The 26,660-nt window shown below is 58.2% G+C and carries 28 protein-coding genes; 15 read left to right on the forward strand and 13 right to left on the reverse strand.

Going from position 1 to position 26,660, the window contains the following annotated elements:
* Nucleotides 1-6 precede the first annotated feature (6 nt).
* Nucleotides 7-3,762 (forward strand): YhdP family phospholipid transporter, encoded by a 3,756-nt coding sequence (locus WA411_RS11250; protein ID WP_291905983.1) that lies wholly within the window; start codon nucleotides 7-9, stop codon nucleotides 3,760-3,762.
* 30 nt (nucleotides 3,763-3,792) lie between these two features.
* Complete coding sequence (locus WA411_RS11255; protein WP_136630254.1) at nucleotides 3,793-4,638, forward strand: carbon-nitrogen hydrolase family protein; 846 nt, start codon at nucleotides 3,793-3,795, stop codon at nucleotides 4,636-4,638.
* A 43-nt stretch (nucleotides 4,639-4,681) separates the two neighbouring features.
* On the opposite strand, the gene yjgA is transcribed toward WA411_RS11255, so the two are convergent.
* The 12 genes from yjgA to WA411_RS11315 all read right to left on the reverse strand — a co-directional run bounded on the left by yjgA (nucleotide 4,682) and on the right by WA411_RS11315 (nucleotide 13,816).
* On the reverse strand, nucleotides 4,682-5,209 hold the full coding sequence (gene yjgA, locus WA411_RS11260) for a ribosome biogenesis factor YjgA (protein ID WP_062781911.1): 528 nt from the start codon (nucleotides 5,207-5,209) through the stop codon (nucleotides 4,682-4,684).
* A gap of 15 nt (nucleotides 5,210-5,224) precedes the next feature.
* Nucleotides 5,225-6,586 carry a magnesium transporter gene (mgtE, locus tag WA411_RS11265; protein ID WP_069183069.1) on the reverse strand — a complete coding sequence of 454 codons (1,362 nt, stop codon included), beginning with the start codon at nucleotides 6,584-6,586 and terminating at the stop codon, nucleotides 5,225-5,227.
* 9 nt (nucleotides 6,587-6,595) lie between these two features.
* A complete protein-coding gene (locus WA411_RS11270) occupies nucleotides 6,596-6,865 on the reverse strand; it encodes an HPr family phosphocarrier protein (RefSeq protein ID WP_069183070.1) in 270 nt (89 codons plus the stop codon).
* Between the two features lie 7 nt (nucleotides 6,866-6,872).
* Entirely contained in the window at nucleotides 6,873-7,757 is an 885-nt protein-coding gene (gene rapZ, locus WA411_RS11275) for an RNase adapter RapZ (RefSeq protein WP_209396719.1), read from the reverse strand.
* 28 nt (nucleotides 7,758-7,785) lie between these two features.
* Nucleotides 7,786-8,256 carry a PTS IIA-like nitrogen regulatory protein PtsN gene (gene ptsN, locus WA411_RS11280; protein WP_069183072.1) on the reverse strand — a complete coding sequence of 157 codons (471 nt, stop codon included), beginning with the start codon at nucleotides 8,254-8,256 and terminating at the stop codon, nucleotides 7,786-7,788.
* An 87-nt stretch (nucleotides 8,257-8,343) separates the two neighbouring features.
* Nucleotides 8,344-8,652 carry a ribosome hibernation promoting factor gene (gene hpf, locus WA411_RS11285; protein ID WP_008170154.1) on the reverse strand — a complete coding sequence of 103 codons (309 nt, stop codon included), beginning with the start codon at nucleotides 8,650-8,652 and terminating at the stop codon, nucleotides 8,344-8,346.
* Nucleotides 8,653-8,752: 100 nt separating this feature from the next.
* Nucleotides 8,753-10,273, reverse strand: coding sequence for an RNA polymerase factor sigma-54 (locus tag WA411_RS11290; RefSeq protein ID WP_136630269.1), 1,521 nt, complete (start codon nucleotides 10,271-10,273; stop codon nucleotides 8,753-8,755).
* Nucleotides 10,274-10,430: 157 nt separating this feature from the next.
* A complete protein-coding gene (gene lptB, locus WA411_RS11295; protein WP_069183073.1) occupies nucleotides 10,431-11,156 on the reverse strand; it encodes an LPS export ABC transporter ATP-binding protein in 726 nt (241 codons plus the stop codon).
* The gene (gene lptA, locus WA411_RS11300) at nucleotides 11,134-11,700 is read right to left on the reverse strand and encodes a lipopolysaccharide transport periplasmic protein LptA (RefSeq protein WP_209396722.1); all 567 of its coding nucleotides are present in this window, start codon (nucleotides 11,698-11,700) and stop codon (nucleotides 11,134-11,136) included. Before lptA ends, lptB begins: the two co-directional genes overlap by 23 nt.
* Nucleotides 11,684-12,268 (reverse strand): LPS export ABC transporter periplasmic protein LptC, encoded by a 585-nt coding sequence (gene lptC, locus WA411_RS11305; RefSeq protein ID WP_291905982.1) that lies wholly within the window; start codon nucleotides 12,266-12,268, stop codon nucleotides 11,684-11,686. The genes lptA and lptC overlap by 17 nt, the downstream gene beginning before the upstream one ends.
* Nucleotides 12,265-12,813: a KdsC family phosphatase gene (locus WA411_RS11310; protein WP_291905981.1), complete on the reverse strand. Its 549-nt coding sequence runs from the start codon at nucleotides 12,811-12,813 to the stop codon at nucleotides 12,265-12,267. Before WA411_RS11310 ends, lptC begins: the two co-directional genes overlap by 4 nt.
* Nucleotides 12,814-12,835: 22 nt before the next feature.
* Entirely contained in the window at nucleotides 12,836-13,816 is a 981-nt protein-coding gene (locus tag WA411_RS11315) for a KpsF/GutQ family sugar-phosphate isomerase (RefSeq protein WP_291905980.1), read from the reverse strand.
* Between the two features lie 188 nt (nucleotides 13,817-14,004).
* On the opposite strand from WA411_RS11315, the gene WA411_RS11320 reads away from it, so the two are divergent.
* The 11 genes from WA411_RS11320 to WA411_RS11370 all read left to right on the forward strand — a co-directional run bounded on the left by WA411_RS11320 (nucleotide 14,005) and on the right by WA411_RS11370 (nucleotide 23,094).
* Nucleotides 14,005-14,817, forward strand: a complete 813-nt coding sequence (locus WA411_RS11320) for an ABC transporter ATP-binding protein (RefSeq protein ID WP_291905979.1) — start codon at nucleotides 14,005-14,007, stop codon at nucleotides 14,815-14,817.
* Nucleotides 14,814-15,596 carry a lipid asymmetry maintenance ABC transporter permease subunit MlaE gene (gene mlaE, locus WA411_RS11325; protein WP_291905978.1) on the forward strand — a complete coding sequence of 261 codons (783 nt, stop codon included), beginning with the start codon at nucleotides 14,814-14,816 and terminating at the stop codon, nucleotides 15,594-15,596. Before WA411_RS11320 ends, mlaE begins: the two co-directional genes overlap by 4 nt.
* A gap of 34 nt (nucleotides 15,597-15,630) precedes the next feature.
* Nucleotides 15,631-16,080 (forward strand): outer membrane lipid asymmetry maintenance protein MlaD, encoded by a 450-nt coding sequence (gene mlaD, locus WA411_RS11330; protein ID WP_069183080.1) that lies wholly within the window; start codon nucleotides 15,631-15,633, stop codon nucleotides 16,078-16,080.
* Between the two features lie 32 nt (nucleotides 16,081-16,112).
* Nucleotides 16,113-16,766 (forward strand): MlaC/ttg2D family ABC transporter substrate-binding protein, encoded by a 654-nt coding sequence (locus WA411_RS11335; protein WP_069183081.1) that lies wholly within the window; start codon nucleotides 16,113-16,115, stop codon nucleotides 16,764-16,766.
* Nucleotides 16,763-17,095, forward strand: a complete 333-nt coding sequence (locus WA411_RS11340; RefSeq protein ID WP_291905977.1) for an STAS domain-containing protein — start codon at nucleotides 16,763-16,765, stop codon at nucleotides 17,093-17,095. The genes WA411_RS11335 and WA411_RS11340 overlap by 4 nt, the downstream gene beginning before the upstream one ends.
* A 104-nt stretch (nucleotides 17,096-17,199) precedes the next feature.
* Nucleotides 17,200-17,442, forward strand: coding sequence for a BolA family protein (locus WA411_RS11345; RefSeq protein WP_064228698.1), 243 nt, complete (start codon nucleotides 17,200-17,202; stop codon nucleotides 17,440-17,442).
* A gap of 28 nt (nucleotides 17,443-17,470) precedes the next feature.
* Complete coding sequence (gene murA, locus WA411_RS11350; RefSeq protein ID WP_069183083.1) at nucleotides 17,471-18,733, forward strand: UDP-N-acetylglucosamine 1-carboxyvinyltransferase; 1,263 nt, start codon at nucleotides 17,471-17,473, stop codon at nucleotides 18,731-18,733.
* Nucleotides 18,734-18,773: 40 nt separating this feature from the next.
* Nucleotides 18,774-19,424, forward strand: a complete 651-nt coding sequence (gene hisG, locus WA411_RS11355; protein ID WP_291905976.1) for an ATP phosphoribosyltransferase — start codon at nucleotides 18,774-18,776, stop codon at nucleotides 19,422-19,424.
* 169 nt (nucleotides 19,425-19,593) lie between these two features.
* The gene (gene hisD, locus WA411_RS11360) at nucleotides 19,594-20,898 is read left to right on the forward strand and encodes a histidinol dehydrogenase (protein WP_291905975.1); all 1,305 of its coding nucleotides are present in this window, start codon (nucleotides 19,594-19,596) and stop codon (nucleotides 20,896-20,898) included.
* Between the two features lie 235 nt (nucleotides 20,899-21,133).
* Nucleotides 21,134-22,186, forward strand: a complete 1,053-nt coding sequence (hisC, locus tag WA411_RS11365) for a histidinol-phosphate transaminase (protein ID WP_291905974.1) — start codon at nucleotides 21,134-21,136, stop codon at nucleotides 22,184-22,186.
* A 164-nt stretch (nucleotides 22,187-22,350) separates the two neighbouring features.
* Entirely contained in the window at nucleotides 22,351-23,094 is a 744-nt protein-coding gene (locus WA411_RS11370; protein ID WP_291905973.1) for a Nif3-like dinuclear metal center hexameric protein, read from the forward strand.
* A gap of 220 nt (nucleotides 23,095-23,314) precedes the next feature.
* On the opposite strand, the gene WA411_RS11375 is transcribed toward WA411_RS11370, so the two are convergent.
* A complete protein-coding gene (locus WA411_RS11375) occupies nucleotides 23,315-23,755 on the reverse strand; it encodes a YhcB family protein (RefSeq protein ID WP_069183088.1) in 441 nt (146 codons plus the stop codon).
* Nucleotides 23,756-23,985: 230 nt separating this feature from the next.
* Here WA411_RS11375 and zapE point away from each other — a divergent pair, with 230 nt between their 5' ends.
* Nucleotides 23,986-25,083, forward strand: a complete 1,098-nt coding sequence (zapE, locus tag WA411_RS11380; protein ID WP_205632655.1) for a cell division protein ZapE — start codon at nucleotides 23,986-23,988, stop codon at nucleotides 25,081-25,083.
* An 84-nt stretch (nucleotides 25,084-25,167) separates the two neighbouring features.
* Nucleotides 25,168-26,352, forward strand: a complete 1,185-nt coding sequence (locus WA411_RS11385; RefSeq protein ID WP_291905972.1) for a thiolase family protein — start codon at nucleotides 25,168-25,170, stop codon at nucleotides 26,350-26,352.
* The last annotated feature ends 308 nt before the right edge of the window (nucleotides 26,353-26,660 follow it).

Below are 26,660 nucleotides of genomic sequence, written 5' to 3' on the forward strand. Positions count from 1 at the left end.
GCCTGGATGTCCTCCGCTGATCACGAACCGCCGCTTCCGGAGAACCTGCCCGAGAGCCCTCCGGTGCGGCTATTGGCGCGGCTGGCCAGTCTGATCTGGTGGATGCTGTTGGCTCTGCTTGTGCTCCTGGCACTGTACGCCGGGCTCGGGCGCCAGCTAACCCAGAATGTGGACAGCTTTCGCGATGATCTGGCACAGGAGTTGTCCAATCGACTGGGCCATGATGTCAGCATCGGCGGTCTTTCCTCCCAGTGGTACTGGCTGGATCCTGCATTCACCGCCCGCGACATTCAGATCAGTCACCCTGATACCGGCGTCGTTGTAGCGAATCTCCAGCATCTGAACATCCGTTTTGATGCGCTCGCCTCGCTGACCCGCCTGAGGATCGTCTTTGAGGACTTCCAGGCAGACGGTCTTGAGCTGACCGTCAACCAGGAACGGGGTGGTGACGTCGCTGTGAGGGGGGCGGACATACCGGAACCAGTGAGCAACCAGTTGCAGGAGTGGCTGGAGCTTGCCGGCAACTGGCTGTCCGATCCCTATGTGAAAATCACCCGGGTCAATCTGGGCATCCGGGATAATCAGGGCAATCTTCGTCACCTGGACATTCCCCAACTGGACCTTGATTATCGCCGTGGCTTGTTCCATGCGTCTGGCCGCGCCATGCAGTCCGGTACCACCCAGCAACTGGCCAGCTTTGCTTTGGTAGGCCGTCACTTTTTTCGGGGCGATTTTACCGGTCAGCTGTACCTTGATGTGGATTCCGGTCGGCTGTTCGATGGGCTGATCGACGAATACCAGTGGCGGACGCTTCGGGTGGAAGGGTTCGATCTTGGCGGCGAGGCCTGGCTCACGTTCCGCAACGGCCTGCTGCAACAGGTGACCGGAACCGTTCGAACACCCTACCTGCAACTGGGTGTCGGGTACGAATCCCTGGCGCCCCTGGAGGATATCCAGGCCAGATTCGGCTGGCGTCGCCACGATAGCGTGATGACCGATGAAACCCTGGTCGAAACCGGCGCCTTCGCACTCGGGGAGTGGCACCTGAAGCAGCTCCAGTGGACCTGGGATGGTGACGTGGTTTCCCCCTTCAGCCTGAGGCTGGCGCCGTCGGATGGCGGCATGTCCGTGATCGCCGATGCCCTGCCACTCGCGCCCACCCGCCGCCTTGCGGCCAGGCTTCCGATACTCCCGGAGCGCGCGCTCCGTGCTCTGGGAAACTATCGCCCGGGCGGCTTCCTTGATCAACTGAAAATCTTCTTCCCCGACGGCGCACCGGAGGATTTCGAGCTCTCGGGACGTTTGCGCGAGGTCAGCGTGAGGGCCCACGGCGGCGCACCCGGCATCACCTCCGCCAACGGTGAGATCTTTCTCGACAGGCAAAAGGGCTATGTCCGGATCGCGGCGGGGCAGTCTCCTGTCTCTCTCGAGTTTCCCCAGCTTTTCGGTGGCGCCTGGTCCTTCCCGGAAATTGAGGGGGACGTGGCCTGGCAGCTGGATGGTGCCATCACCCGGGTATTTTCAGACGGCGTTCGAATGCGTTATGGCGAAGCCACAGAACTCGACGGTGCTTTTGACCTGAGGATGGATCGCGAAGGCGAGGACAACCTTGGTCTCAAGGTTTCGGTGAAAAACGGCAATGCCGGGATGCTGGCAGACTTTGTTCCGGTCAAAGCGGTCAACCAGGGACTGTATGACTGGCTTACCACGGCGATCCTTGAGGCAGATATCACCTCGGGAACCTTCTTCGGCCATGGCCAGATAGGCTCGGATGCTCCGAAAGGGTCCTTTGTGACGTCCATGATCTATGAGTTTGACCAGGCGTCCGTTCGTTACGATGACGCCTGGCCGGCAGTCACAGGCGCCCGGGGCAATGTCAGGGTTCACAATGGTGATACCCTGGTCCGTCTGGAGGCCGGGCGAACCGGAGGCCTGGATCTGGCTTCCGGAACAGTCCGGGTTATTCCCTCTGATCAAGGTACCCGAATAAAGGTGGATGCCTCGGCTCGGGTGCCGGGTGAGTCGGTTGGTTACTGGATGGAAAACAGCCCGTTGGGTGACATGGCAGGGACGGAGGCCCAGAAACTTCAGTACCGCGGTCAGTATCAGCTGGATCTGGGCATTGATCTGCCGCTGGGCTCGGACCAGCCGCCCGTGGTTGAAGCGAGTATTGCCGTCAAGGAGGGCGCCGTGTCCTATCCGGCAGCCGGGCTGGAATGGCAATCGGTTCGTGGTGCGCTGACCTATCACAGTGAAGATGGATTCTCGGGTGGCCCCCTGGCTGCAGAGTTTTTCGGCGAGCCGGTAACCATCGCCTTCAGCAAGGCCCGCGCCGGCAATGCACTCAGCATTCGCCAGTCCGGCTCTCTCCGGGTACCGGAAGTGTTCGCCAAAGCCGGGCTGTCAACGGACTCCGGCTTTGGTCTGCAGGGTAAAGTTGCCTACAGTGCCGAACTGGATGTGGGAGCCCAGTCAACATCCGGAATTCGCGTTCGCTCCAGTCTAGAGGGGCTGTCGGTGGACTGGCCGGAGCCGCTGTCAAAAACAGCGAGTGAGGCCGCACCGCTGCGGGCCACGATCAATCCATCCGCTTCCGGCGGTCTCGGCATTACCGGTGATTGGGAAAACCGGGCCACGTTTGATCTGCTGTGGAAAGAAACCGGGTTTGATCTGCGCCTGGGGCGGCTCTATCTTGGCCCAGAGGTCCTGAGCGACATCGAGATCAATGCGCTCGACCTTGATGACCGCTGGGTGGTCAACACCAGTTCCCGACGCGCCGAAGGCCGGCTGGTGATTCCGACGAGCGGCGAGACAGTGAAGGCTGATTTTCAGGTGCTACGGCTCGTCCGTAGCGAGACCCCCCGTGAGGAGTCCGAAGAATTATTAACGCTGGAAGAACAGCTGGAAGCCTTCCGGGCGCTGGATATGGGCAGTTGGCCAGATATCGATGTGTCGATCGCTGAACTTCGGCTGAATGAAGAATCCCTGGGGCAGTGGGCCTTCCGGCTTCGCCCTGAGCCTTTCCGGCTACAGGTGAACGACATCGAGGGTCGCCTCAACTCCCTGACCCTGCTGGGAGATATGACCTGGAGCATCGTCGGAGACCGTGAAACCAGCCGGTTCAAAGGCTCGATAACCGGTGGTGCCCTGTCGGACTTGAATGAATTGTTGAATGCCGAAATGCCGGTTACCAACGAGGGCACGAACATCGAGCTGGACCTGGACTGGCCCGGCCGCCCGGATGAGTTCTCCATACCCGAACTCAGCGGTTCCGTAAGCCTGCGACTGGATGAGGGGGTCATCCTTGAACGAAACAACACTGCTCAACTGTTCCGTGTCTTCAATCTGCTGAACTCCGACACACTCTGGCGCCGGCTGAAGCTCGACTTCTCTGATCTGTATGAGCGGGGCGTGGCCTTTGACGCGATCTCGGGGAAGGCGCAAATTATCAACGGATTGCTGACCATGGATCCGGAACTTCAGATTGTGGGCCCATCGGGCGCTTTCAAGCTCAGTGGTACCACCAATATGGCCAGCGAAGATCTGGATATGCGACTTGTGGTTGTGTTACCCCTGACCCAGAACTTACCCCTGGCCGCTTTGCTTATGGGGGCAGGAGCGCCGATTGGCGGCGCTCTGTTTGTACTGGACAAGATTCTGGGCGATCCTCTTAGCAGGCTGACCAGTGCGACCTATAGTGTGACCGGTACATGGGATGAGCCGGAGGTGGATCTGCAGCGGGTCTTCGATACCGGTGAGTGAGTTTTCTGTTCGGCAATAGCGGAGGCAGTTATGAGCAAGCGTGTTTCCAACCGGGTTGCGGCCATACAGATGGTCAGCGGCCATGATATCGAGGCCAACCTGGCTGAAGCGCAAAAGCTGTTGAAGGAGGCCGCCGCAGAGGGGGCTTCTGTCGCGGTGCTGCCAGAGAATTTTGCAGTTCTGGCCACGTCTCAGATGATCGATTGTGGCCGTCAGGAAGCCGGCCCTGAGCCTGTAATCAGAGCATTTCTGGCGGAGCAGGCCCGAAAGCTCGGAATCTGGATCGTGGGCGGATCAATGCCTGTGGCCAAGCGACCGGATGGCTCCGAGATCGAAGATCGGGTTCGGGCGACCTGCCTGGTGTTTGACGATCAGGGCCGGGAAGTTGCCCGCTACGACAAGATCCACCTGTTCGACGCCATGGTCGAAGACGCCCATGGCCAGTATCGGGAATCCGACACCTTCGAGCCCGGCGAGCAGGTGGTGACCGTGGACACGCCCGCCGGGAAGCTGGGGCTGGCGATCTGTTACGACCTGCGCTTCCCGGAGCTGTTCCGGCTGTTGCGGGAGCAGAATGTGGACTGGATTTGCCTGCCGAGCGCTTTTACCTGGCAGACGGGTGATGCTCACTGGTATCCGTTGATCCGGGCGCGGGCTATCGAAAACCAGGTATGGGTAGTGGCGCCGGGCCAGGGTGGTCAGAACAGCGAGCGCCGGCGCACCTATGGCCACAGCCTGATCTGTGATCCCTGGGGGCGGGTGGTGACGGAAATGGGTGAAGGCCCGGGACTGGTTGCCGCCGAGCTGGACCTGGATCAGGTGGCCAACCTGCGCACCCGGATGCCAGTGTGGGAGCACCGTCGGCTCAAAGGCTGAAAGCAGGGCAGATGAACCGTCATCTGCCCCTGACTTCACAGGTTCACATCGCCTCAGCGTCGTCGATGCATTCCCGAAGGTACCGGAAGAGTTTTCGGGCCTGGCCGGTGTTCTTTTGCTTCTCTACATCCTTGCGGGCGTTGCGGGCAAGGTTGCGCAGATGCTGCATGTCGGCGCTGGGGCAATAGCTGAAAAATTCCCCAACAACCGAGTCTCCTTCCGCAATCATTCGATCCCGCCAGCGCTCCGCCAGGTGATGCCGGCGGGTGTGCTCTTCGCTACCGGCGTCGAAGGCATCAATGGCTTTTGCCAGGGCCTCGGGATCATCTTCTTGGCGAATCACCTTGCCGATGTATTGCAGATGCCGCCGTTTCGCCTCGTTCTGGCGGATGCGCCGGGATTCTTCGATGGCGGCACGAAGTGTATCGCTGATTGGCAGCGTTTCCAGCTGATCATTGCTCAGATCGAGCATCCGCTTGCCAAGATCCTGCAGGGCATGCATCTCCCGTTTCAACTGGGATTTGCTGGGACCGTCGTATTCTGGCGCGTCGTTGTCTTGGTGATCTTTCATAAATCCGACATCCGTTTAAGCATAGAAAATCGTCGCAAGGCCGAGAAACGCCATAAAACCGACCACGTCCGTAACGGTCGTGAGAATCACGCTGCCTGCCAGGGCCGGGTCGATGTTGCGGGATTTGAGAAACAGTGGCAGAACCGTGCCGACGAGGGCAGCTGCAACCAGATTGATCACCAGCGCGGCAGCGATAATGGCTCCTATCAGCAAATCCTGGAACCAGAGCATGGCGGCGCCGGCAACAACGGCGGCCCACAGCATTCCATTCAGGATGCCCGACAGGAATTCTCGGTTCAGCAACCATTTTACATTGGCACCGCTGATCTGCCCGACCGCCATCCCTCGGATGACGAGGGTGAGGGTCTGGCTGCCGGCAATGCCGCCCATGCTCGCGACGATAGGCATCAGCACCGCCAGAGCGACTACCTTGGCGATGGTTTCCTCGAATAAACCGATCACCGCCGATGCAATCAGGGCGGTGATCAGGTTGATTCCCAGCCAGACGGCGCGGCGGCGCGATGTCTTCCACACCGGCGCGAAGGTGTCCTCGTCCTCGTCCAGACCGGCCATGCTCATCAGGGAGTGGTCAGCATCCTCCCGGATAACGTCTACCACGTCGTCGATGGTGATGCGGCCCAGAAGCCGGCCTTCCTCGTTCACCACCGGCGCCGAGATAAGATCGTAGCGTTCAAACAATGTCGCTACCTTGGTGTCGGAGAGGCTTACGGGAATCGGCTCGATGTCGGTATCCATCACTTCCCGCACGGTGGAGGCGGGGTTGGATACCAGCATCTTGGTAATCGGCAGCATGCCAATGAAATCATCCCGCCGGCTCACCACGATCAGACTGTCGGTCATGGGGGGAAGGTTGCGGTGTCGGCGCAGGTAGCGGAGTACAACGTCAATACTGATGTCCGGACGCACCGTGATAGTGTCCGTATTCATCAAGCCGCCGGCGGTGTCCTCCGGGTAGGAGAGCACTTCCTCTACCCGTTGCCGGTCCTGCTCGTCCATGGTCTCCAGGACTTCCTGGATAACCGTATCCGGCAGCTGCTGCAGCAGGTCCGCCAGGTCGTCGGATTCGAAATCCTCGATGATGTCGGCCAGTTCCTGGGCGTTCAACTGGCTCAGGAAGTAACCCCGGATATCATCGCTGAGATACTGGAGAACCTCGCCCTCCAGCTCTTTGTCTACCAGGTTCCAGAGCAGGGCACGCTGGCGGGGCGGAGAGGATTCGAGCAAATGGGCAATATCACTGGGGCTCAGGCCACCGTTCAGGATGCGGGCAACCTGTTTCAGTGCGCCACTGTCCAGGGCCTCGCTCAGTGAGCGAAGGCGCTGGCGGGCCTGGCTTTTTTCCAGAATATCGGTCATGTGTTTATTTTACTCACCTTCGCCGAAATAATCGTTGATCAGTTCGGCCAGGGCTTCTATGGCCTGCTCTTCATCCGGACCATCGGCAATAAGCTCCACATCGGTCCCTTTGCTGGCGGCCAGCATCATCACCTGCATGATGTTTTTTGCGTCCACATCCCGGCCCTTGCCACTGATCCGCACACTGCTGTCGAATCTGGATGCCGTGTTAACGAGTTTGGCCGTGGCGCGCGCGTGCAAACCCAGCTTGTTGATAATGGTAATCGGGCGGCGAATCATGGTTCGATCAGATCTCTTCCCGGGTCTGAAGGTGTGGCAGTTCGGTATGGCGTACCTGCACATTGCTGTAACGCTGCCGGAAGTAGTCGCCCAATTGCTCGCAAACATACACTGAACGGTGCTGGCCGCCGGTACAGCCAATGGAAATCGTCATATAGCTGCGATTGCTGTCTGCGAAGGAGGGCAGCCAGGTATCCAGGAAGGCCTTCAGGTCTTCGATCATCTTCCGGCTCGCCGGTTCCTTTTCCAGAAATTCGATAACCGGCTGATCCGTGCCCACGTACTTCCGCAGACTGGTATCCCAGTAAGGGTTGGGCAAACAGCGAACATCGAAAACATAGTCGGAATCCAGTGGTACTCCGTGCTTGAAGCCAAACGACTGGAACAGCAGTGCCAGCTCCTGATCCTTCCGGCCCACGACTCGCTGCTTCACCATATCCCGAAGTTCGTACATCGACATACCGGTGGTGTTCACATACAGGTCGGAAAGCTTGGACAGTGGTTCAAGCAGTTTCTTCTCGCTGGTAATGGCTTCCCTGAGGGAGGTCTTGTCGTCACTCAGCGGGTGTTTTCTGCGGGTAGCGTGGAAACGCTGGAGAAGTGACTGCTCGTCGGCATCAAGGAAGATAATTTCAACGGTAACCCCGGTCTCCTGGAGGCGCCGGTAAATTTCCTCGAAATTGGCGAGCTCGCCGGAAAGGTTGCGCGCATCAATGCTGACCGCCATCTTGCCGAGCCGGCCGGGCTTGGTCTGGCTCGCTGCTTCCCGGGTGAGAGGAAAGAGCAAGCCAATGGGAAGATTGTCGATGCAGTAGAACCCGAGGTCCTCCAGCACATGAAGCGCGGTACTTTTACCCGAACCGGACCTGCCACTGACGATAATCAGCTTCATGACCAAATCACCTCCACTGCAATGAAAATCAGCCGCCTGAGGCGGTCATGCGCTGGTACAGCGTGCCGGCGTCCTCACATTGCCGGAGGCGATCACAGAACGACCGCTCATTGAACTTCTCCGCCAGTTGGCTGAGCAGCTCCAGGTGTTCGCTGGTTGCCTCTTTCGGGACGATCAGGGCAAAAATCAGATCCACCGGCTGATTGTCGATGGCGTCGAACTCAACGCTTTCTTCGAGCGTCATCAGAACGCCCACCACGTGATCAAGGCCCTCCAGGCGACAGTGGGGAATGGCGATCCCCTGGCCAATGCCGGTACTGCCCAGGCGCTCACGGGAAATGAGGTTGTTGAAGAGCTGGGTCTCGCTGAGCGTGTTGTCCTGGTGGTTTATTTGCTCGGCAATAAACTCCAGGGCCCGTTTCTTGCTGGACGCAGGTACCCTGCAGAGGGTGAGCTCCGGAACAAGAATAGTGTCTATGGTCAGGGATGTGTCGCTCATGGATCGACTGCGTTTCCGTTAAAAAAAAGGCTGCGACACGTTGTTCATGTCGCAGCTCGATTAGATGACTTGCATGAAAACAGCCAGTTAGCGAGAGCCGTTTCCGTGCATCCGGTCTACATTCTTTTCCTTGTGCTTGAGGATCTGGCGGTCCAGTTTATCGATCAGGGCATCGATGGCTGCGTACATGTCCTCGTTTTCTGCCTTTGCGTGAATCTCACCACCAACTACGTGCAACGTGGCTTCCGCAATCTGGCGCACCTTTTCCACTTCCAGGGTCACCTGGCAGTTACTGATGTGGTCGAAGTGACGCTCGAGCTTTTCGAACTTCTCTGAAACGTAATCTTTCAGTGCGGGAGTCAGTTCTACGTGATGGCCTGAAATATTGAGTTGCATAGGCGTCTCCTGTTGTCATCGTGCCGGCTCCCGGGAGCCGGTCTGGGTGCTGGCGCATTGTGCGCCGGCGAATACGGTGTTGCGTCCCGCACCGGGGTATTCAGACCAGCCGCTTGCGCTCGTTGGACGGCGGAATGTGCATGGCCTCCCGGTACTTGGCAACGGTGCGTCGCGCAACCTTGATTCCCTGTTCCCCTAGCATGGCTGCAATTTTACTGTCGCTCAACGGCTTTTTGGGCGTTTCCGCAGCAATGAGCTTCTTGATCATCGCCCGGATGGCCGTGGAGGAGCATTCGCCGCCCTCGTCAGTGCTGACGTGGCTGGAGAAGAAATATTTCAACTCGAAAATGCCCCTTGGGGTATGCATGTATTTCTGGGTGGTTACCCGTGAAATCGTCGATTCATGCATTTCTACCGCCTGGGCGATGTCTGAAAGAATCAGCGGCTTCATAGCTTCCTCGCCGTGATCCAGGAATCCCTGCTGGTGTTCGACAATACGGGTCGCCACTTTCAACAGGGTTTCATTGCGGCTCTGCAGGCTCTTGATAAACCACTTGGCCTCCTGCAACTGATCACGCAGGTAGGTGTTGTCGGCACTGCTGTCCGCACGCCTTATAAGTGAAGCATAGCTGGCATTCACCCGAATGCGCGGGGCAATTTCCGGATTCAGCTCAACACGCCAGCGGCCATTATGCTTGCGAACGATAACGTCCGGAATGACATAGTCGGGTTCGGCGCGATCAATCACGTCGCCCGGCCGCGGGTTGAGCCCTGTGATCAGAGCCAGAACCTCTCGCAACTGGTCTTCTTTCAGACGGCTGCGCCGCAGCAACTGGGCGTAGTCACGGTTGCCCAACAGATTGATGTAGTGGGTAATCACCAGTCGCGCCTGGGCCAGCCAGGGCGTCTCCGGCGGTAACTGGTTGAGCTGGATCAGCAGGCATTCCTGAAGATCCCGGGCAAACACCCCTGGCGGATCAAAATGCTGGAGACGGTGCAAGACAGCTTCCACTTCATCCAGTTCAAGAGGGTCTTCCTCGTTTTCATCCAGCAGTCCGGCGTGGATTTCTTCCAGAGGACTGGTGAGATAGCCGCGCTCATCCACAGCGTCCATCAGGGCATGGGCAATGGCCTGGTCCCGTTCACTCAGCGGGGTCAGATTGAGCTGCCATTCCAGGTGATCCTGAAGTGTCTCGGTGGGCGAGTTGCGGGTCTCGAAATCGTGATCGTTCTCGTCGTCGTTGCGGGCGGCCGGCGCGGGCGCGGACTGGTAGATGTCGTCCCAGGCGGTGTCTACCGGCAGGTCGTCCGGAATGTTGTCCGGAATGTCGTTTTCGGAGGACCAATCCGGGCCATTCTCTGATTCGTCCCAGTCGCTCGAAGGTTCCGGCGCTGACTCGGCCGCGGATTCTTTCTCGCTGGTCTCGCGCTCGTCGTTCTCGGCGGTTGCGTCAGCCTGATCATCGTCCTCGGATGTCTCCAGCATGGGGTTGGATTCCAGTGCCTGCTGGATTTCCTGTTGGAGGTCGAGGGTGGAGAGCTGGAGAAGCCGGATCGCCTGTTGCAGCTGGGGCGTCATGGTCAGGCTCTGACCCAGCTTTAACTGTAAGGAGGCTTTCATAACCATGGTTCAGGATCCGTCACTCATCAGCGCTTTGTGTCATAAGTCGTGAAAAATTCTATATATGCCGGTTACTTGCCGTCGTTTTATTTTACCCTAGCAAGTTCTTTGCCGAGTTTACTTGCTACAGGTCATCAAAACAATGAGCCTTTCGGTGTCACAGCCTGAATTCATCGCCCAGGTAGACTTCCTTGACTTGCTGGTTGGCCAAAATCGCATCGGCATTGCCGGAGGCGATGATGTGGCCTCCGGAGACAATGTAGGCGTTCTCGCAGATGTCCAGGGTCTCTCGCACGTTGTGATCGGTAATCAGAACGCCAATACCCTTGTCACGCAGATGCCGGATGATGTGCTTGATGTCGCTTACGGATATCGGGTCGACACCGGCGAAGGGTTCATCCAGAAGTATGAAGGCCGGTTCCATGGCCAGCGCCCGGGCAATTTCCACCCGTCGTCGTTCCCCTCCCGACAGGGCCATGCCAACGCTGTCCCGGATATGGGTTATGTGGAATTCTTCCAACAACTCCTCGAGCTTTTTCTCTCGATCCGCTTTGCCCAGCCCCCGACGGGTTTCGAGGATCGCCATGATGTTGTCGCGTACCGACAACTTGCGGAACACCGAGGCTTCCTGGGGCAGGTAACCGATGCCTTGCTGGGCGCGTCCGTGCATCGGCAGTGGCGTAATATCCCGGCTGTCGATGGTGATACGGCCACGATCGGCAGGGACCAGCCCGACGATCATGTAGAAGCAGGTGGTTTTCCCGGCGCCGTTGGGGCCAAGCAGTCCCACTATCTCCCCACTGCGAATTTCCAGGGAAACGTCGATCACCACTTTTTTCTGCTTGTAACTCTTTGCCAGGTTACTGGCTCTCAGAACTGCCATCGGTTTCCTGTCTGTCAGTGCGTCTGTCGGCGCTGCGTGGCTGAATCACCATCTCTACCCGGCCGCTGCCTTCGCCCGTGTCGGCGCCGCCTTCAGCGGTCACTACCCGGCCGGCGGTATCATAATGAATGACGTCGCCGCGGAACAGGTTGCCATTCTGCTCGATGACTGCTTCGCGTTCAAAGGTCAGCCGACTGTCGGTGGCTGACCAGGAAATGTTCAGGGCGCGGGCGTCGGTTTCGCCTTCGCCCTCTCGCGCCGGTTGCCGGTATCTGGCCGGCGTGCCGGAGGCTTCGATCCGGCTCAGCCCGTCCTCGGAGCGATAGAGGACCACCCGGTCCGCGTTCAGCCGAGTTTTGCCCTGCTCAAGTTCTACATCCCCGGTGTAGGTGGCAATGCCCTGACTGTCGTCGAGGCGTGCATTGTCTGCGGTAACCTTGATGGGGGTGTCGGAATCAAGGTCGAAAGCGGCCGCCGGGCCGATCATCGCGGCTGTCAGCAGGGCAACCAGCAGGCGCCGGTATCGGTTAGTTTCCGGTTTCATAGCGTCCTTCCACCTGGGAGTTCAGTTCCAGAATCCGCTCGTCTATCCACGCTTTCATGCCCGTGGCCCGGGTAATACCGGTAACGTCGCGTATTTCTACGGGTGCATCTGTATATACCATGCCCCGGTCGTTATCCAGGGTCAGGGTTGATGTTGTCAGGGTGGCGTCCCGTTCTCCAATCGTGCGCTGAATCCGGACATTGTCCGTCAGGTACACCAGATTCTGGTTCTGTAGCAGGCTGCCATTCTCGGCTTCAACAATCCAGGGTAGGGCGCCGTTGCCGCCATAGAGTTCGGCACGGGGAGAGTCCATGGTAGCCAGGTTGCCTTCTTCGAACTGTTCGATGCGAGGGCTGGAGAACCGGATCTTCAGGTTCCCTGATTCGTCGAAGGAAGTGTACCGACCATTCACCACGAAGCCGTCCGGCTCGGCATCGCCCCTCAGCGCCGCTGCCTCATCATTGATGACCGGCGGCTCATCGCTTTGCCAGAGCAAAAAGACGGCTGCCACCACGGTGCCAGCCAGCGCCAGGGTTCGCAGCCAGGGCCGGTCCGGAAGCCAGTTCACGCCTCAGGCTCCAGGTAGGGTGCCAGTGTAGAATCAAGCTTGCCGTGGGCGGTAAGCAGCAGATCGCAGGCTTCCCGCACCGCACCCTCGCCGCCCCGAGCGTGGGTGCAGTAGTCGGCATGTTGCTGCACCAGCCAGTAACCGTTGGGTACGGTGATGCCGAGCCCGGCGAATCTGAGCGCCGGCAGATCCGGCAAATCGTCGCCCATATAGGCGGTGGCTTCCGGACCAATGTCCATGGTGCTCACCAGCTCCTGCAGGGCCACTTTCTTGTCTTCGCGCCCCTGCATCAGGTGAGGTATGCCAAGATCCCGCATCCGTTTCTCAGTCAGCGGCGACTGCCGGCCGGTAATAACGGCGACGGTAATGCCGGCCGCCATCAGCTGTTTCAACCCCAGACCGTCGAGGATGTTGAATGCCTTCAGTTCATCGCCGTTGGCGCTGAAGTAAAGCTTGCCATCGCTCATAATGCCGTCGACATCGAGGGCAATCAGTCGGATTCTGGCAGCTTTTGTAAGCAGGGCGTCCGGCCATTGGTGCGTCATATCACATAGCTCCCCATAGCCCTTATATTACGCCGGCCCGCAGCAGGTCATGCATGTTGATGGCGCCAACCAGAGCACCTGCGTCGTCCGTCACCGGCAGGGCGTTGATCTTCATTTCCTCCATGATATTGAGCGCTTCCGCCGCAAGATGATCGGCCTGAATGGTTTTGCCATTCCGGGTCATCACCTCGCTGATGGGGGTATTATGAATATCCACTGACCGATCCAGGGTCCGGCGCAGGTCACCGTCCGTAAATATTCCGGTGAGGGTGCCGTCCTGATTGACGACGGTGGTCATGCCAAGCCCCTTGCGGGAGATTTCAAGGAGTGCGCCACTGAGAAGTGTGCTCTCGTTGACGACCGGAATCTGGTCACCTGTGTGCATGATGTCGGATACCCGGAGCAGAAGCCGGCGCCCCAAGCTGCCGCCGGGGTGCGAGAAGGCAAAATCCTCGGCACTGAAGCCGCGAGCTTCGAGCAGGGCAACTGCAAGAGCGTCGCCCATGACCAGGGTGGCCGTTGTCGAGGAGGTGGGGGCAAGGCCCAGGGGGCAGGCTTCCACCATCACGCTGACGTCCAGGTTGGCAATGGCTTCCCGGGCCAGGATGGAGCTGGCATTGCCTGTCATGCTGATCAGGGGGGCACCCATGCGTTTGATCAGCGGCAGAATGGTGACCACCTCGCTGGTGCTGCCACTGTTGGAGATCGCAATCACCACATCCTGAGGGGTGATCATGCCCATGTCACCGTGGCTTGCCTCGCCGGGATGCACGAAAAAAGAGGGCGTGCCGGTACTTGCCAGGGTGGCCGCAATCTTGTTGCCGATGTGGCCGGATTTTCCCATGCCGGTCACCACCACGCGGCCCTTGCAGTTCATGATGACTTCGCAGGCCCGGGTGAACTGGTCGTCGATCCGGTTCTCAAGGGCATCAATGGCGTCGCGCTCGATGCGGATGGCGCGGATGGCAGAGGATCGGAAATCATTGGGTGTCGGTTCGGTCATCGGGCTTGGGGCCTGGCTGTCGGGACATTGAAAACGTTGGGCAGAGTATACCATTTTCACCCGGCAACAATGCCCGCTTACCGAAAGTTCAGTCAAACTGATCATTGCTATCAGTACATTTTGGGCTGTTTGGATTGAGCTTGAACGCTCCTTGGCATAATGTAGCCCCTCTTTGAAAGGTAAGGACTATGAATTCTCCGGCTTACATATCGCTCAAGGATGTCGTGTTCTCCCGCTCTGGGCGCCGTATCTTCGACGGTGTCAGCCTGGACATTCCGCGCGGAAAGATTACCGCGATCATGGGGCCCAGCGGAACCGGTAAAACCACACTGTTGCGCCTCATTGGTGGTCAGCTCAAGCCGGACTCCGGCAGTATTGTGGTGGATGGTCATGAGGTCCCGAAGCTCAAACGTAGGGCCCTCTACAGCCTCCGCGAAAAGATGGGCATGCTGTTCCAGAGCGGGGCACTGTTTACGGATCTGAGCGTGTTCGAGAACGTCGCCTTCCCGCTCCGGGTTCATACAAAACTTCCGGAAGACATGATTCGCGACATCGTCCTGATGAAGCTGGAAGCCGTTGGGTTGCGTGGTGCCCGCCAGTTGATGCCCTCGGAATTGTCCGGAGGCATGACCCGCCGCGTGGCTCTGGCCCGAAGCATTGCCCTCGATCCGGAGCTGATCATGTACGACGAGCCATTTGCGGGCCAGGACCCGATTGCCATGGGCGTTCTGGTCAAGCTGATCCGTGATCTGAACGGTTCCATGGGGCTGACCAGCGTGCTGGTCTCCCACGACGTGCCTGAGTCCCTGAGCATCTGTCATTACGCCTGCATCATCTCGGACGGCAAGGTGATCGGTGAAGGCACGCCGGAAGAGTTGCGGGCCCATCCCTCCGGGCAGGTGCAGCAGTTCCTTCAGGGGCAGCCGGACGGCCCCGTGCCGTTCCATTACCCCGCGGATGGCGACGCTCAGGACTTCGGGTTGTCCGGGGGTGCCTCTTGATCGACAGAATAGCGGCGTTCGGTCGTCTCGGTCTTGATATTGTCTCCTCATTCGGCCGATCCGGTCGTTTCCTGGCGGGCGTTCTGGGCGGGGTGCCGAGGCCGGCCACCGGTTTCCCGCTCCTGCTGAAACAGCTTTACGCTGTTGGTGTTCTGTCCCTGGCCATCATTGTGGTGTCCGGCCTGTTTATCGGCATGGTGCTGGGGCTGCAGGGGTATACGATCCTGAGCGATTATGGCTCTGAGGCAGCCATCGGTCAGATGATAGCCCTGACTCTGGTGCGTGAACTCGGGCCTGTTGTGACTGCGCTGTTGTTTGCGGGCCGGGCGGGTTCGGCGCTGACAGCTGAGATCGGTCTGATGAAAGCCACCGAGCAACTATCCAGCATGGAGATGATGGGCGTGGACCCGCTGCGGCGGGTTATTGCGCCCCGGCTCTGGGCCGGGTTTATCGCCATGCCTGTGCTTGCCGTGATTTTCTCGGTGGTCGGTATCTGGGGCGGAATGCTGGTGGGTGTAGACTGGCTAGGCGTGTTTGAAGGCTCCTTCTGGGGCAACATGCAGTCGTCGGTGGATTTTGTTGATGACGTCCTGAACGGCGTCATTAAAAGCGTTGTTTTCGGCTTTGTCTGCGCCTGGATCGCGGTTTATCAGGGTTATGACTGCGTGCCGACCTCGGCAGGTATCAGTTCGGCGACCACCAAAACCGTGGTGTACTCCTCGCTGGCCGTGCTGGGGCTGGATTTTGTGCTGACCGCTGTGATGTTTGGCAATTTCTGAATCATCGATTAACGAGAGAATACCGGAGCCGGAAATGGCACAGAGAACCACTGAAATCATCGTTGGACTGTTCATGATCGCAGGCTGCGCGGCGCTGCTTTTCCTCGCATTGCAGGTGAGCGGGCTGTCGCCGAAGTCGGCCGACAGCACCTACACGATCTACGCCAATTTCAACGATACCGGCGGGCTTACGCCACGTGGGCGAGTTTCCATGGCAGGGGTGACCGTGGGCACCATTGAATCCATTAGCCTGAACAAAGAGACATTTCAGGCGCGGGTGGAAATGTCGATTCACTCGGACGTCGACAATATCCCTTCTGACAGTTCCGCAGTTATACGTACATCCGGCCTGCTCGGTGAACAGTACATTGATATATCGATCGGGGCCGAGATGGATTCGCTGAAGGAAGGCGATACCTTCTATTCAACGCAGTCGGCCATGAACCTGGAGCGATTGATCAGCAACTTTGCATCGGGCCGCTGACTCGGGCCGGGAAGATTTAACAGGAGATCCTGATGTTTGCACTGAAACACCACATTCTGCTTGGCCTTCTGATGGCTCTGGTTCTCGTTATGCCGGCTCACGCTGGTGAAGCGGAGGATCTCCGGAACTATGTGGATGAAAACACCCAGCGGCTCGTTGAAAAGCTCAATGAAGAGCGCGGGCTGTACGAGCGAGATCCGGAAGCATTCTACGAGAGCATGGACAAGGCGTTGACGGATTTCGTGGACTTCCGTCGCATTGCTGCGCGAGTGATGGGGCGTTACGCCCGGCAGACCACGCCCGAGCAGCGGGACGAATTCGTGGTCAAGTTCAAGCGCAGCCTGTTTGACAGCTACGCGCAGGCGCTGGTCAATGCCGAAGATTTCGAGATCCAGGTCAAAGAAGCGACCATCAACCCTCAGAGTGACGACCGCGCCTCCGTTCAGATGGAGGTTATCAGCGCATCCGGAAACCGTTACCCGGTGACCTACTCGATGTACAAGAACTCCGAAGGCAAATGGTTGATGGAAAACGTGATTGTTGAGGGCGTGAACATCGGTCTGGCCTTCAGGGATCGGTTCAGCCAGGAAATGGAGGAAAACCGCGGCCAGATTCAGGTGGTGATTGACGGCTGGAGCGATGCCGTTGAATCGCTGAACCTGGAGCGGGAAGTGGACAACTCATGACGGCAGGTGTGCCTCGGGTTCAGCTTTCCGATGAAGCGCTGATTGTGTCTGGAGAGGTTACTCCGGACACGGTGGTAAGACTGCGGAAAGAGGGCGAGAAACTGATCCGCTCGGTATCCGGGGATCTGGTTGTCGACCTCGATGGTCTGGTCACCGCCCACAGTGTGGTGCTCTCTATGCTGCTCTGCTGGCAGCGCCTGGCGCATCAAACCGGTATTACCCTGTCATTCCGGGGTGTGAGTAGTCGACTGGCTTCTCTGGCGGCCCTGAGCAACCTGGATGACCAGCTTACGGGTTTTCGCCCGGAAACTTCCCAGGCACCCCACTGAATTTTCCGGTCTCGGGCCCTCTGTTTACAAGACGGTAAAGCTGACCCGAGCGCCGGAATTGGTTACAATCTCGCCCCTGATTTCAAAACACCCGAGGATTTTCTATGGATGCCACCCAAGTCACCGAGCTGGTCAAGGAAGCATTGCCCGGCTGCGAAGTTCAGGTACAGGTTGATGGTACCCATTATCTGGTCGTCGTGGTGGGTGATGTCTTCGAAGGCCTGCCGACCATCAAACGCCAGCAGCTGATCAACAAGGCGCTGTTCCAGCAAATCATGGATGGTTCGATTCACGCACTTCATCCGAAAGCCTTTACTCCGGCTGAATGGGCCGAGCGCCAGGGCTGAGCGGCCCGGACAAAACAGGATAATTATTGTGGATAAACTTCTGATCAGGGGCCGCAAGCCTCTCGATGGTGAGATCCGGATTTCCGGTGCAAAGAACGCCGCACTGCCCATACTGGCAGCAACCCTGCTGGCGGACGAGCCGGTGACTGTCGGCAACCTGCCACACCTGCACGACGTGACCACCATGATCGAGCTTCTCGGCCGCATGGGCGTTGAAGTGATCATTGATGAGAAAATGAGCGTGGAAATTCACGCCAACACCATCAAACACTTCCACGCGCCGTACGAGCTGGTAAAAACCATGCGCGCCTCCATCCTGGTGCTGGGTCCCCTTGTTGCCCACTTCGGCGAGGCGGAAGTATCCCTGCCAGGCGGCTGTGCAATCGGTAGCCGTCCGGTGAACCTGCACATCCACGGCCTTGAAATGATGGGCGCAGAGATCAAGGTCGAGAATGGCTACATCAAGGCCAAGACCAACGGTCGCCTGAAGGGCGCCCACATTTTCCTGGATACCGTCACGGTAACTGGCACAGAGAACCTGATGATGGCCGCTGCCCTGGCAGACGGAAAAACCATCCTGGAGAACGCGGCCCGCGAGCCGGAGGTTGTCGACCTTGCGGAGTGTCTGATTGCCATGGGTGCAGACATCAAAGGCCACGGTACCGCCACCATCGAAATCAACGGTGTCGAGCGTTTGCACGGTTGTCATTACAACGTGCTGCCAGACCGGGTTGAAACCGGTACCTACCTGGTGGCTGCGGCTGCAACCGGCGGTCGTGTGAAGTTGAAGGATACCCGGGAAGACCTGCTGGAAGCAGTGGTGCTCAAGCTGGAAGAGGCCGGCGCCCACATCAACACCGGTCCGGACTGGATCGAGCTGGACATGAAAGGCAATCGCCCGAAAGCGGTGAGCCTGCGTACAGCGCCTTATCCGGCCTTTCCCACGGACATGCAGGCTCAGTTTGCTGCAATGAACGCGGTGGCCGAAGGTACAGGCACCATCGTGGAAACCGTATTCGAAAACCGGTTCATGCACCTGCAGGAGCTGATCCGGATGGGCGCGGACATCACGCTGGAAGGCAACGCGGCCATCATCAAGGGCGTGGATCACCTTACCGGCGCGCCGGTCATGGCGACGGATCTGAGGGCCTCGGCCAGCCTGGTTATCGCTGGGCTGATGGCTGACGGCGATACCATTGTTGACCGCATTTACCACATCGACCGCGGTTACGAGTGTATCGAAGAGAAACTGCAGTTGCTGGGCGCCACCATCCGACGCTTGCCAGCCTAAAAGATATCCATCCAGACAATACGGGAAACCGGAAGAATCCATGACAGATTCCATCACCATCGCCTTGTCGAAGGGACGAATCCTGGAAGAAACCCTGCCTCTGCTCGCAGAGGCAGGCATCGAGCTGATCGACGACGTCAAAAAGTCCCGCAAACTGGTGTTCCCGACAACGGACCCGAATGTCCGGGTGTTGATCATCCGCGCCACGGATGTGCCGACCTATGTTCAGTACGGCGGTGCGGATCTTGGCGTGACTGGCAAGGACGTGCTGATGGAGCACGGTGGCGAAGGGCTGTATGAGCCACTGGATCTGAATATTTCCCGTTGCCGCCTGATGACCGCCGGCCCGAAAGATCAGACTCCGCCCTCCGGTCGTATCAAGGTGGCGACAAAATTCGTCAATCTGGCCCGCCGTTACTACTCGGCCCAGGGGCGTCAGGCCGACATCATCAAACTCTACGGCGCCATGGAGCTGGCTCCGATTCTTGGTCTGGCCGACGAGATTGTCGACATTGTGGATACCGGCAACACGCTTAAGGCAAACGGCCTCGAGGCCCGAGAGCTGATTGAGCATATCAGCAGCCGACTGGTGGTTAATCGCGCGTCCATGAAGATGAAACACGAGCGTATTAACCCCATAATTGAAAAGATGTCTGTTGCGGTGGATAGGGGCAGGCAGACTTCGGAGTAAGAATTGGCCAGGGATGGCTTCCCAAAACACGCTACGAGCACATCCATGTGCGCTTGTTTCGGGCCGTCCTTGGCCCTCAACAGTTTTGGGAAGCCATCCCTGACCAATTCCCGAGCCTTGATGCGACGCCCGGCAGCGTCACTTATATAGCCAACCTAGGATTTGACTCATGACCGTGAACATCAAACGACTGAGTGCCTCACAAAGTGACTTCGACAGCGTCCTGGCCAAACTGCTGGCCTGGGACGACAGCGTTGATCATCAGGTGAACGAGTCGGTGCGTCATATCCTGCATGAGGTGAAAACCCGTGGCGACCAGGCGGTTCTGGAATTTACAGAAAAGTTCGATCGATTGAAGATTGGCTCCGTGGCAGAGCTGGAAATGAGTCAGGACCGTTTGCAGCAGGCACTCGAAGCGATTCCGCAGGATCAGCGCGTGGCGCTGGAAAAAGCCGCTGAGCGGATCCGTGATTATCACCAGCGCCAGAACCAGAAGTCCTGGCAGTATGAAGACGAGGATGGGACCGTGCTCGGCCAGAAGGTAACGCCGCTGGATCGGGCGGGCCTGTACGTGCCCGGCGGCAAAGCCGCCTATCCGTCCTCGGTGCTGATGAACGCTATTCCTGCCAAGGTTGCTGGCGTCAGTGAGGTGGTGATGGTTGTTCCGACACCGGATGGTGTGGTGAACGACATGGTCCTGGCCTCCGCAGCGATTGCCGGTGTTGACCGCGTGTTTACCGTTGGTGGCGCACAGGCCGTCGGCGCGTTGGCCTTTGGCACGGAAACCATCCCGGCGGTGGATAAAATCGTCGGCCCCGGCAACATTTTCGTCGCCACCGCCAAGCGCGAAGTTTTCGGCGTCGTCGGCATCGACATGATTGCCGGCCCCTCGGAAATCCTCGTGATCAGCGACGGCAAAACCGATCCCGACTGGATTGCCATGGACCTCTTCTCCCAGGCAGAACACGACGAACAGGCCCAATCCATCCTGATCAGCCCGGACGCGGAATTCCTGGACGCCGTTGAAGCCAGCATCAACAAACTGCTGCCAACCATGGAGCGTGCCGACATCATTCGTACCTCCATGACCGACCGCGCCGCGTTGATCCATGTCGCCGACCTGAAACAAGCCGCCGAAGTCTCCAACCGGATCGCCCCGGAGCACCTGGAGCTGTCGGTTGAAGACCCCGAAGCCATGCTGGAAGACATCCGTCACGCCGGCGCTATCTTCATGGGCCGTTACACCGCAGAAGCCCTGGGCGACTACTGCGCCGGGCCGAACCACGTGCTGCCTACCAGCGGCACAGCTCGGTTCTCCTCGCCCCTGGGTGTCTACGACTTCCAGAAACGGTCTTCCATCATCGGTTTCAGTGCCGCCGGTGCTGATCGTATGGGTCGCGTGGCCTCGGTTCTGGCCCGTGGCGAGGGGTTAACCGCTCACGCCCGGTCGGCGGAATACCGTATTAAGGATTAAAAAGACCTTACCCCCTATGTCTGCAGGGATGGTGGGGGGCGCCTTTCCGGGAATGTAGAGGGCCATGGATGGCCCGAAACAAGCGCACATGGGTGTGGCAGAGCGATGATGAAGCGGAGCTTCATGCGATAGCCACACGACAGCAATCTGCGATTGCTGGCCGGACCCGCTTGCGGGTGCTCGTAGCGTTTCCCGGAAAGGCGGCCCCCACCAGACCGTTAGCTCGGAGTTAAAAATGAGCAAATTCTGGAGCCCTCTCGTAAACGACCTGGTTCCATACGTCCCAGGCGAACAGCCAAAAATGGCGAACCTGGTGAAGCTGAACACCAACGAAAACCCCTTCGGCCCCTCACCAAAAGTCATCGAAGCCATCCAGGCCGAACTGAACGACAGCCTGCGCCTCTATCCGGATCCGGAAGGCGAAAGCCTGCGCCAGACCATTGCGGCGTACCACAAGGTAAAGCCGGAGCAGATCTTCCTGGGTAACGGCTCGGACGAAGTCCTGGCACACATCTTCTTTGGCCTGTTCCAGCATGGCGAACCGATCCTGTTTCCGGACATCACCTACAGCTTTTACCCGGTGTACTGTGGCCTCTATAACATCGAGAGTAAAAAGATCCCGCTGACCGAAAATTTTGAAATCAACCCGGATGATTTCAAGCAGCCCAACGGTGGCGTGATCTTCCCGAACCCCAATGCGCCAACCGGAATGTATCTTGGGTTGCAGTATGTGGAAGAAATCCTGGCTGCCAACCCGGATCGCGTTGTCGTTGTGGATGAGGCCTACATTGATTTCGGTGGCGAGTCTGCCATCACTCTTGTCGACAAGTATCCGAACCTGCTGGTTTCCCAGACCCTTTCCAAAGCACGGTCTCTTGCCGGTCTGCGCGTAGGTTTCGCCGTTGGCCACCCGGACCTCATCGAGGCATTGAACCGGGTCAAGAACAGCTTCAACAGCTACCCATTGGACCGCCTGGCCCTGGCTGGCGCGAAAGCGGCCTACGAGGATGAAGCCTGGTTCCGGAAGTGCTGTGATGGCGTGATTTCCGAGCGCGAGCGCGTAACGGCCGCCCTCGAAGATCTTGGATTCGAGGTGTTACCCTCCAAGGCAAACTTCATCTTTGCTCGTCACAAAGAGCAGCCTGGTGAGGTTTTGGCCAAAGGCCTGAGGGAGCAGGGTATTATCGTCCGGCACTTTAATAAGCCTCGAATCAGCGAATTCCTGCGCATTACCATTGGCACTGTTGAGCAGAATGATGCGTTGATTGCTGGCCTTCAATCACTCTAGCCTGCGTATTGGCGGGTAGAGCCGGGTGGGCACTCCTCTCCGGGAAACGCTACGAGCACATCCATGTGCGCTTGGCCTCGGCCATCCATGGCCGCCGACATTCCCGGAGAGGGGAGCCCACCCGACTCGTCGAGCTTCCGTAAAATAGTCAGGAGCTTAGTTTTATGGCGAATCGAAACGACATCCTGAAGAAAATCAACGAGTGGCTACAGCCAGAGAATTTTCAGGATTACTGCCCAAATGGCCTTCAAGTTGAAGGCTCGTCCGAGATAAATACCGTTATTTCCGGCGTAACAGCCTCCAAAGCCCTGATCGAAGCCGCTATTGAGGCAAACGCCGATATGATCCTCGTCCACCACGGTTACTTCTGGAAAGGCGAAGATCAGCGTATTCAGGGGATGAAACGAGAACGTTTGAAACAGCTTCTCGACAACGACATCAATCTCGTTGCCTACCACCTCCCACTGGATGACCACCCCGAATACGGCAATAACCGTCAGCTGGCGGACATCCTCAATATCAAGAATCCGCGCCCGCTCGGCGGTCTGGTCTGGGAAGGCGAGCTGGAAGAAGCAATGTCTCCCCAGAAATTCGGTCTTCGTATTGCACGACAGCTCCACCGTGAACCGCTCTGGGTTGGCGAGGGCCCGGCAACTATCAAACGGGTAGGGTGGTGCACCGGTGCTGCACAGGGATTTATTAACACTGCACTGGATGCGGGACTCGATGCTTATATTAGCGGAGAAATCTCCGAGCCGACGACGCACACGGTAAGGGAGTGCGGCATTCATTACTACGCTGCCGGACACCACGCGACCGAACGGTATGGCGTTCAGGCTCTCGGAAAGGCATTGGCCGAGGAGTTTGGGGTAAATCACAAATTCATTGATTGCGACAACCCTGTCTAATCAGGGATAGGTGATCAGATGAAGGCTTAGTGCGAATTGCACTGAAGCTAATGGAGCGGGGTAGTCATCCCTTTCCGAGAATGTCGGCGGCCAAGGATGGCCGACGTCAAGCGCACATGGATGTGCTCGTAGCGGTTCTCGGAAAGGGATGACTACACCGCTCCCTCCCCGAGCTTAACAGTCCTATCGAGACTAAACTTCCGCCAGAACAGAAAAGAACTCAGGCCTGCTGAGCCTTATCACCCTTCTTGAGCCCAAAGTCCTCGGCAAGCGTCCCGGAATCCTTCGGATCCGTCTTCGGCGCATAATCACGTGGTGGCTCGGAAGCGTCCTCGCGAACCTCCTCCAGGCGCTTCTTCGAAGTCTCGTGAGCCAACTCTTCCATCCAGTCCTCGTCATTGCAAAGACGGTTGGCGCCCCGGGCCATGTGTTGGTTTACATCGCGATAGGCATCGTTGAAACGGCGCAGAAGATGGGCCGACTCCATGAAATGTTCATTCACCTGGGCCTGGTAGCGGGTATATTCGCTTCTCAGTTCCTCAATCTGCTGTTCCGCCCGGCGCTGCCGAAGCGTCGTTCCCTGCCCGGAACGGCCAACAAATACCCCGATGACAATGCCAACAACCAATGCGGCAATCGCTGCCAGAATCAGGTTTGTCATATGCTGTGTCGTCCTTTTACCTAGAAGTGAGCCAAGCCCCTGCAAGCCGAGTATAACGCCCCAGGCTCCATCATCCCATGATTGCGGCCTGCGCCTATCGTCGTATTGCCGCTGAGGTGGCCAACGTGGCGAAAAATCGCTAAATGCGAGACAATACGGCGCCCAAATTTACGTTCAACTTCCGGGAATACCTGATGACAGCTGCGATGTCCTCCGAAACCAGTGCGAACATGACCCCTTGGCAACGCTACCAGAAGGATCTTGAACGCCCCGATTTCCAGAAGGACTCGGCCCAGGAAGATGCCGTCAAGCGCCTTCAATCACTGTACGACAAACTGGTGGAAGCCGAAAGGGATCGCAGCAAGCCCAAGGCCAAACTTTTGCGCAAGCTCAAAAAAGGTAAGGAAGAGCCGGTCAAGGGGCTGTATTTCTGGGGTGGAGTAGGCCGCGGCAAAACCTACCTCATGGATACTTTCTACGAGTCGCTGCCCTTCGATCGCAAGATGCGGGTTCATTTCCACCGCTTCATGCAGCGGGTACACAACGAACTCAAATCTCTCAAAGGCGAAAAGAACCCGCTGGAGCTGGTCTCCAAAAAATTCGCCGATGAAACCCGGGTTATCTGCTTCGATGAGTTTTTCGTGTCAGACATTGGTGACGCCATGATCCTGGCCACCCTGATGGACGGGCTGTTCAGCCGCGGAGTTACCCTGGTTTGCACCTCCAATATCGTACCGGACGGCCTCTACAAGGACGGGCTTCAGCGTGCGAGATTCCTGCCCGCGATCGATCTGGTCAAGAAACATACCGATGTGGTCAATGTGGATGGCGGAGTTGATTACCGACTGAGGACTCTCGAGCAGGCGGAGCTGTTCCACTCCCCCCTTGACGAGGAAGCGGACGTCAGCCTTCGGAAGAGCTTCGATGCCCTGGCGGTCGAAGCCGGTAAACACAGCAAAACCATGGAGATCAACGGTCGAAAAATCCCGGCCCAGGCCCACGCGGACGACGTGGTCTGGTTTGATTTCAAAGATGTATGCGACGGCCCCCGAAGCCAGAACGACTACATCGAAATGGCCCGGCAGTTCCACGCCATCATCGTCAGCAATGTGCCCATCCTGGGCAAAGAAAAAGATGACCAGGCTCGCCGCTTCATCAACATGATCGACGAGTTCTACGACCGCAACGTCAAAGTCATCATCTCTGCGGCTGCACCGATCACTGAACTTTACGCTGGCGGTCGACTTGGCTTTGAATTCGAGCGCACCGAATCCCGCCTGCTGGAAATGCAGTCCCGGGAATACCTCGAAGCGCCCCATAAACCATAATAAAGAAAACAGCCCTGAGTAGGTCGGATTAGCGAAGCGTAGTCCGACAAAAACCTACCATACAATCAACAGAGAGATTCAGAAATGAGCACAGACAACGTCGTCATCGTCAGCGGTGTCCGCACCCCCATGGGCGGATTCCAGGGCAGCCTGGCCAGCGTCAGCGCCACCGACCTGGGTGCCATCACCATCGCCGAGGCCGTCAAGCGCGCCGGCCTTCAGCCTGCGGATGTGCAGGAAGTTATCATGGGCAACGTCCTGCCCGCCGGCCTCAAGCAGGGCCCGGCACGCCAGGCCATGCGCAAGGCCGGTCTCCCGGACCACACCGGCGCCACCACCATCAACAAACTCTGCGGCTCCGGCATGAAAGCCGCCATGTTCGCCCACGACCTGATCAAAGCCGGCAGCAACGACATCATGGTTGCCGGTGGCATGGAGAGCATGTCCAACGCCCCTTACGTTTTGCAGGGCGTCCGCAGTGGTTATCGCATGGGTCCCGGCCAGGCACCCCAGGATCACATGTTCCTGGATGGCCTGGAAGACGCTGAAACCGGTCGCTTGATGGGGGCGTTCGCCCAGGAAATGGCAGATAAGAAAGGCTACACCCGTGAAGAAATGGACGAGTACGCCATCACCTCCCTCACGCGGGCGAAGAAAGCCATCGAAGAAGGGCTGCTTAAAGAGGAGATCATCCCGGTTACCGTCAAGAGTCGAAAAGGCGAGGTCGTTGTCGAGGATGATGAGCAGCCTCACAACGCCAATATCGAAAAAATCCCGAGCCTGCGTCCGGCCTTCGCGAAAGACGGCACCGTAACAGCCGCCAACGCCTCATCAATTTCCGACGGCGCCTCGGCGCTGCTCCTGATGCGTGAATCCGAAGCCGAAAAGCGAGGCCTCAAGCCACTGGCCCGCATCGTTGGCCACAGCACCCAATCCCAGCACCCGTCCGAGTTCACCTGCGCCCCGGTTGGCGCCATCGAAACTCTGTTCGGCAAAACCGGCTGGAGCAAAGACGACGTCGACCTCTTCGAAATCAACGAAGCCTTCGCCATGGTCGCAATGATGCCCATCCGCGAACTCGGCCTGGACCCCGAGAAAGTCAACATCCACGGCGGCGCCTGCGCCCAGGGGCACCCCGTCGGTTCCACCGGCTCCCGCCTGCTGGTAACCCTCATGTACGCCCTGCAACGCTATGGCAAAAAGAAAGGCGTTGCGGCCCTGTGCATCGGTGGTGGTGAAGCAACCGCTATGGCTATCGAGATGCTGTAACTTCTTATAGCCCTCTGCTTTTGAGTTCCGGCAAGGGGCATTGGCCTTTCTGAAACACGCCGTAAATACGTCCATGTAGGCTTGACGGCAGCATCCCTGCTGCCGACAGTTTCAGAAAGGCCAATGCCCCTTCCCGCCGGAATGAGGGAATGCTTTTCAAGCTATTGTCAGCACAGTTCTGTTTTCGTCTCGATTTGAGGCGTAATAATTCGCGGCCTTTGCGCCAAGTATGGGCGCTGGCGCCGGGGTGGGGCTTCCGGGAATGTCGGCGGCCAGGGATGGCCGACGTCAAGCGCACATGGATGTGC

Source organism: Marinobacter sp. CH_CUG1437-1 (genome assembly GCF_037029655.1).
In the GTDB taxonomy this organism is placed as follows: Bacteria; Pseudomonadota; Gammaproteobacteria; order Pseudomonadales; family Oleiphilaceae; genus Marinobacter; species Marinobacter salsuginis.

Excerpts from the sequence above, each read along its gene's own strand:
- WA411_RS11250 (WP_291905983.1), top strand. The coding sequence starts at position 7 with ATGTCCTCCGCTGATCACGAACCGCCGCTTCCGGAGAACCTGCCCGAG.
- WA411_RS11255 (WP_136630254.1), top strand. The coding sequence starts at position 3,793 with ATGAGCAAGCGTGTTTCCAACCGGGTTGCGGCCATACAGATGGTCAGC.
- yjgA (WP_062781911.1), bottom strand. The coding sequence starts at position 5,209 with ATGAAAGATCACCAAGACAACGACGCGCCAGAATACGACGGTCCCAGC.
- mgtE (WP_069183069.1), bottom strand. The coding sequence starts at position 6,586 with ATGACCGATATTCTGGAAAAAAGCCAGGCCCGCCAGCGCCTTCGCTCA.
- WA411_RS11270 (WP_069183070.1), bottom strand. The coding sequence starts at position 6,865 with ATGATTCGCCGCCCGATTACCATTATCAACAAGCTGGGTTTGCACGCG.
- rapZ (WP_209396719.1), bottom strand. The coding sequence starts at position 7,757 with ATGAAGCTGATTATCGTCAGTGGCAGGTCCGGTTCGGGTAAAAGTACC.
- ptsN (WP_069183072.1), bottom strand. The coding sequence starts at position 8,256 with ATGAGCGACACATCCCTGACCATAGACACTATTCTTGTTCCGGAGCTC.
- hpf (WP_008170154.1), bottom strand. The coding sequence starts at position 8,652 with ATGCAACTCAATATTTCAGGCCATCACGTAGAACTGACTCCCGCACTG.
- WA411_RS11290 (WP_136630269.1), bottom strand. The coding sequence starts at position 10,273 with ATGAAAGCCTCCTTACAGTTAAAGCTGGGTCAGAGCCTGACCATGACG.
- lptB (WP_069183073.1), bottom strand. The coding sequence starts at position 11,156 with ATGGCAGTTCTGAGAGCCAGTAACCTGGCAAAGAGTTACAAGCAGAAA.
- lptA (WP_209396722.1), bottom strand. The coding sequence starts at position 11,700 with ATGAAACCGGAAACTAACCGATACCGGCGCCTGCTGGTTGCCCTGCTG.
- WA411_RS11310 (WP_291905981.1), bottom strand. The coding sequence starts at position 12,813 with ATGACGCACCAATGGCCGGACGCCCTGCTTACAAAAGCTGCCAGAATC.
- WA411_RS11315 (WP_291905980.1), bottom strand. The coding sequence starts at position 13,816 with ATGACCGAACCGACACCCAATGATTTCCGATCCTCTGCCATCCGCGCC.
- WA411_RS11320 (WP_291905979.1), top strand. The coding sequence starts at position 14,005 with ATGAATTCTCCGGCTTACATATCGCTCAAGGATGTCGTGTTCTCCCGC.
- mlaD (WP_069183080.1), top strand. The coding sequence starts at position 15,631 with ATGGCACAGAGAACCACTGAAATCATCGTTGGACTGTTCATGATCGCA.
- WA411_RS11335 (WP_069183081.1), top strand. The coding sequence starts at position 16,113 with ATGTTTGCACTGAAACACCACATTCTGCTTGGCCTTCTGATGGCTCTG.
- WA411_RS11340 (WP_291905977.1), top strand. The coding sequence starts at position 16,763 with ATGACGGCAGGTGTGCCTCGGGTTCAGCTTTCCGATGAAGCGCTGATT.
- WA411_RS11345 (WP_064228698.1), top strand. The coding sequence starts at position 17,200 with ATGGATGCCACCCAAGTCACCGAGCTGGTCAAGGAAGCATTGCCCGGC.
- hisG (WP_291905976.1), top strand. The coding sequence starts at position 18,774 with ATGACAGATTCCATCACCATCGCCTTGTCGAAGGGACGAATCCTGGAA.
- hisD (WP_291905975.1), top strand. The coding sequence starts at position 19,594 with ATGACCGTGAACATCAAACGACTGAGTGCCTCACAAAGTGACTTCGAC.
- hisC (WP_291905974.1), top strand. The coding sequence starts at position 21,134 with ATGAGCAAATTCTGGAGCCCTCTCGTAAACGACCTGGTTCCATACGTC.
- WA411_RS11370 (WP_291905973.1), top strand. The coding sequence starts at position 22,351 with ATGGCGAATCGAAACGACATCCTGAAGAAAATCAACGAGTGGCTACAG.
- WA411_RS11375 (WP_069183088.1), bottom strand. The coding sequence starts at position 23,755 with ATGACAAACCTGATTCTGGCAGCGATTGCCGCATTGGTTGTTGGCATT.
- zapE (WP_205632655.1), top strand. The coding sequence starts at position 23,986 with ATGACCCCTTGGCAACGCTACCAGAAGGATCTTGAACGCCCCGATTTC.
- WA411_RS11385 (WP_291905972.1), top strand. The coding sequence starts at position 25,168 with ATGAGCACAGACAACGTCGTCATCGTCAGCGGTGTCCGCACCCCCATG.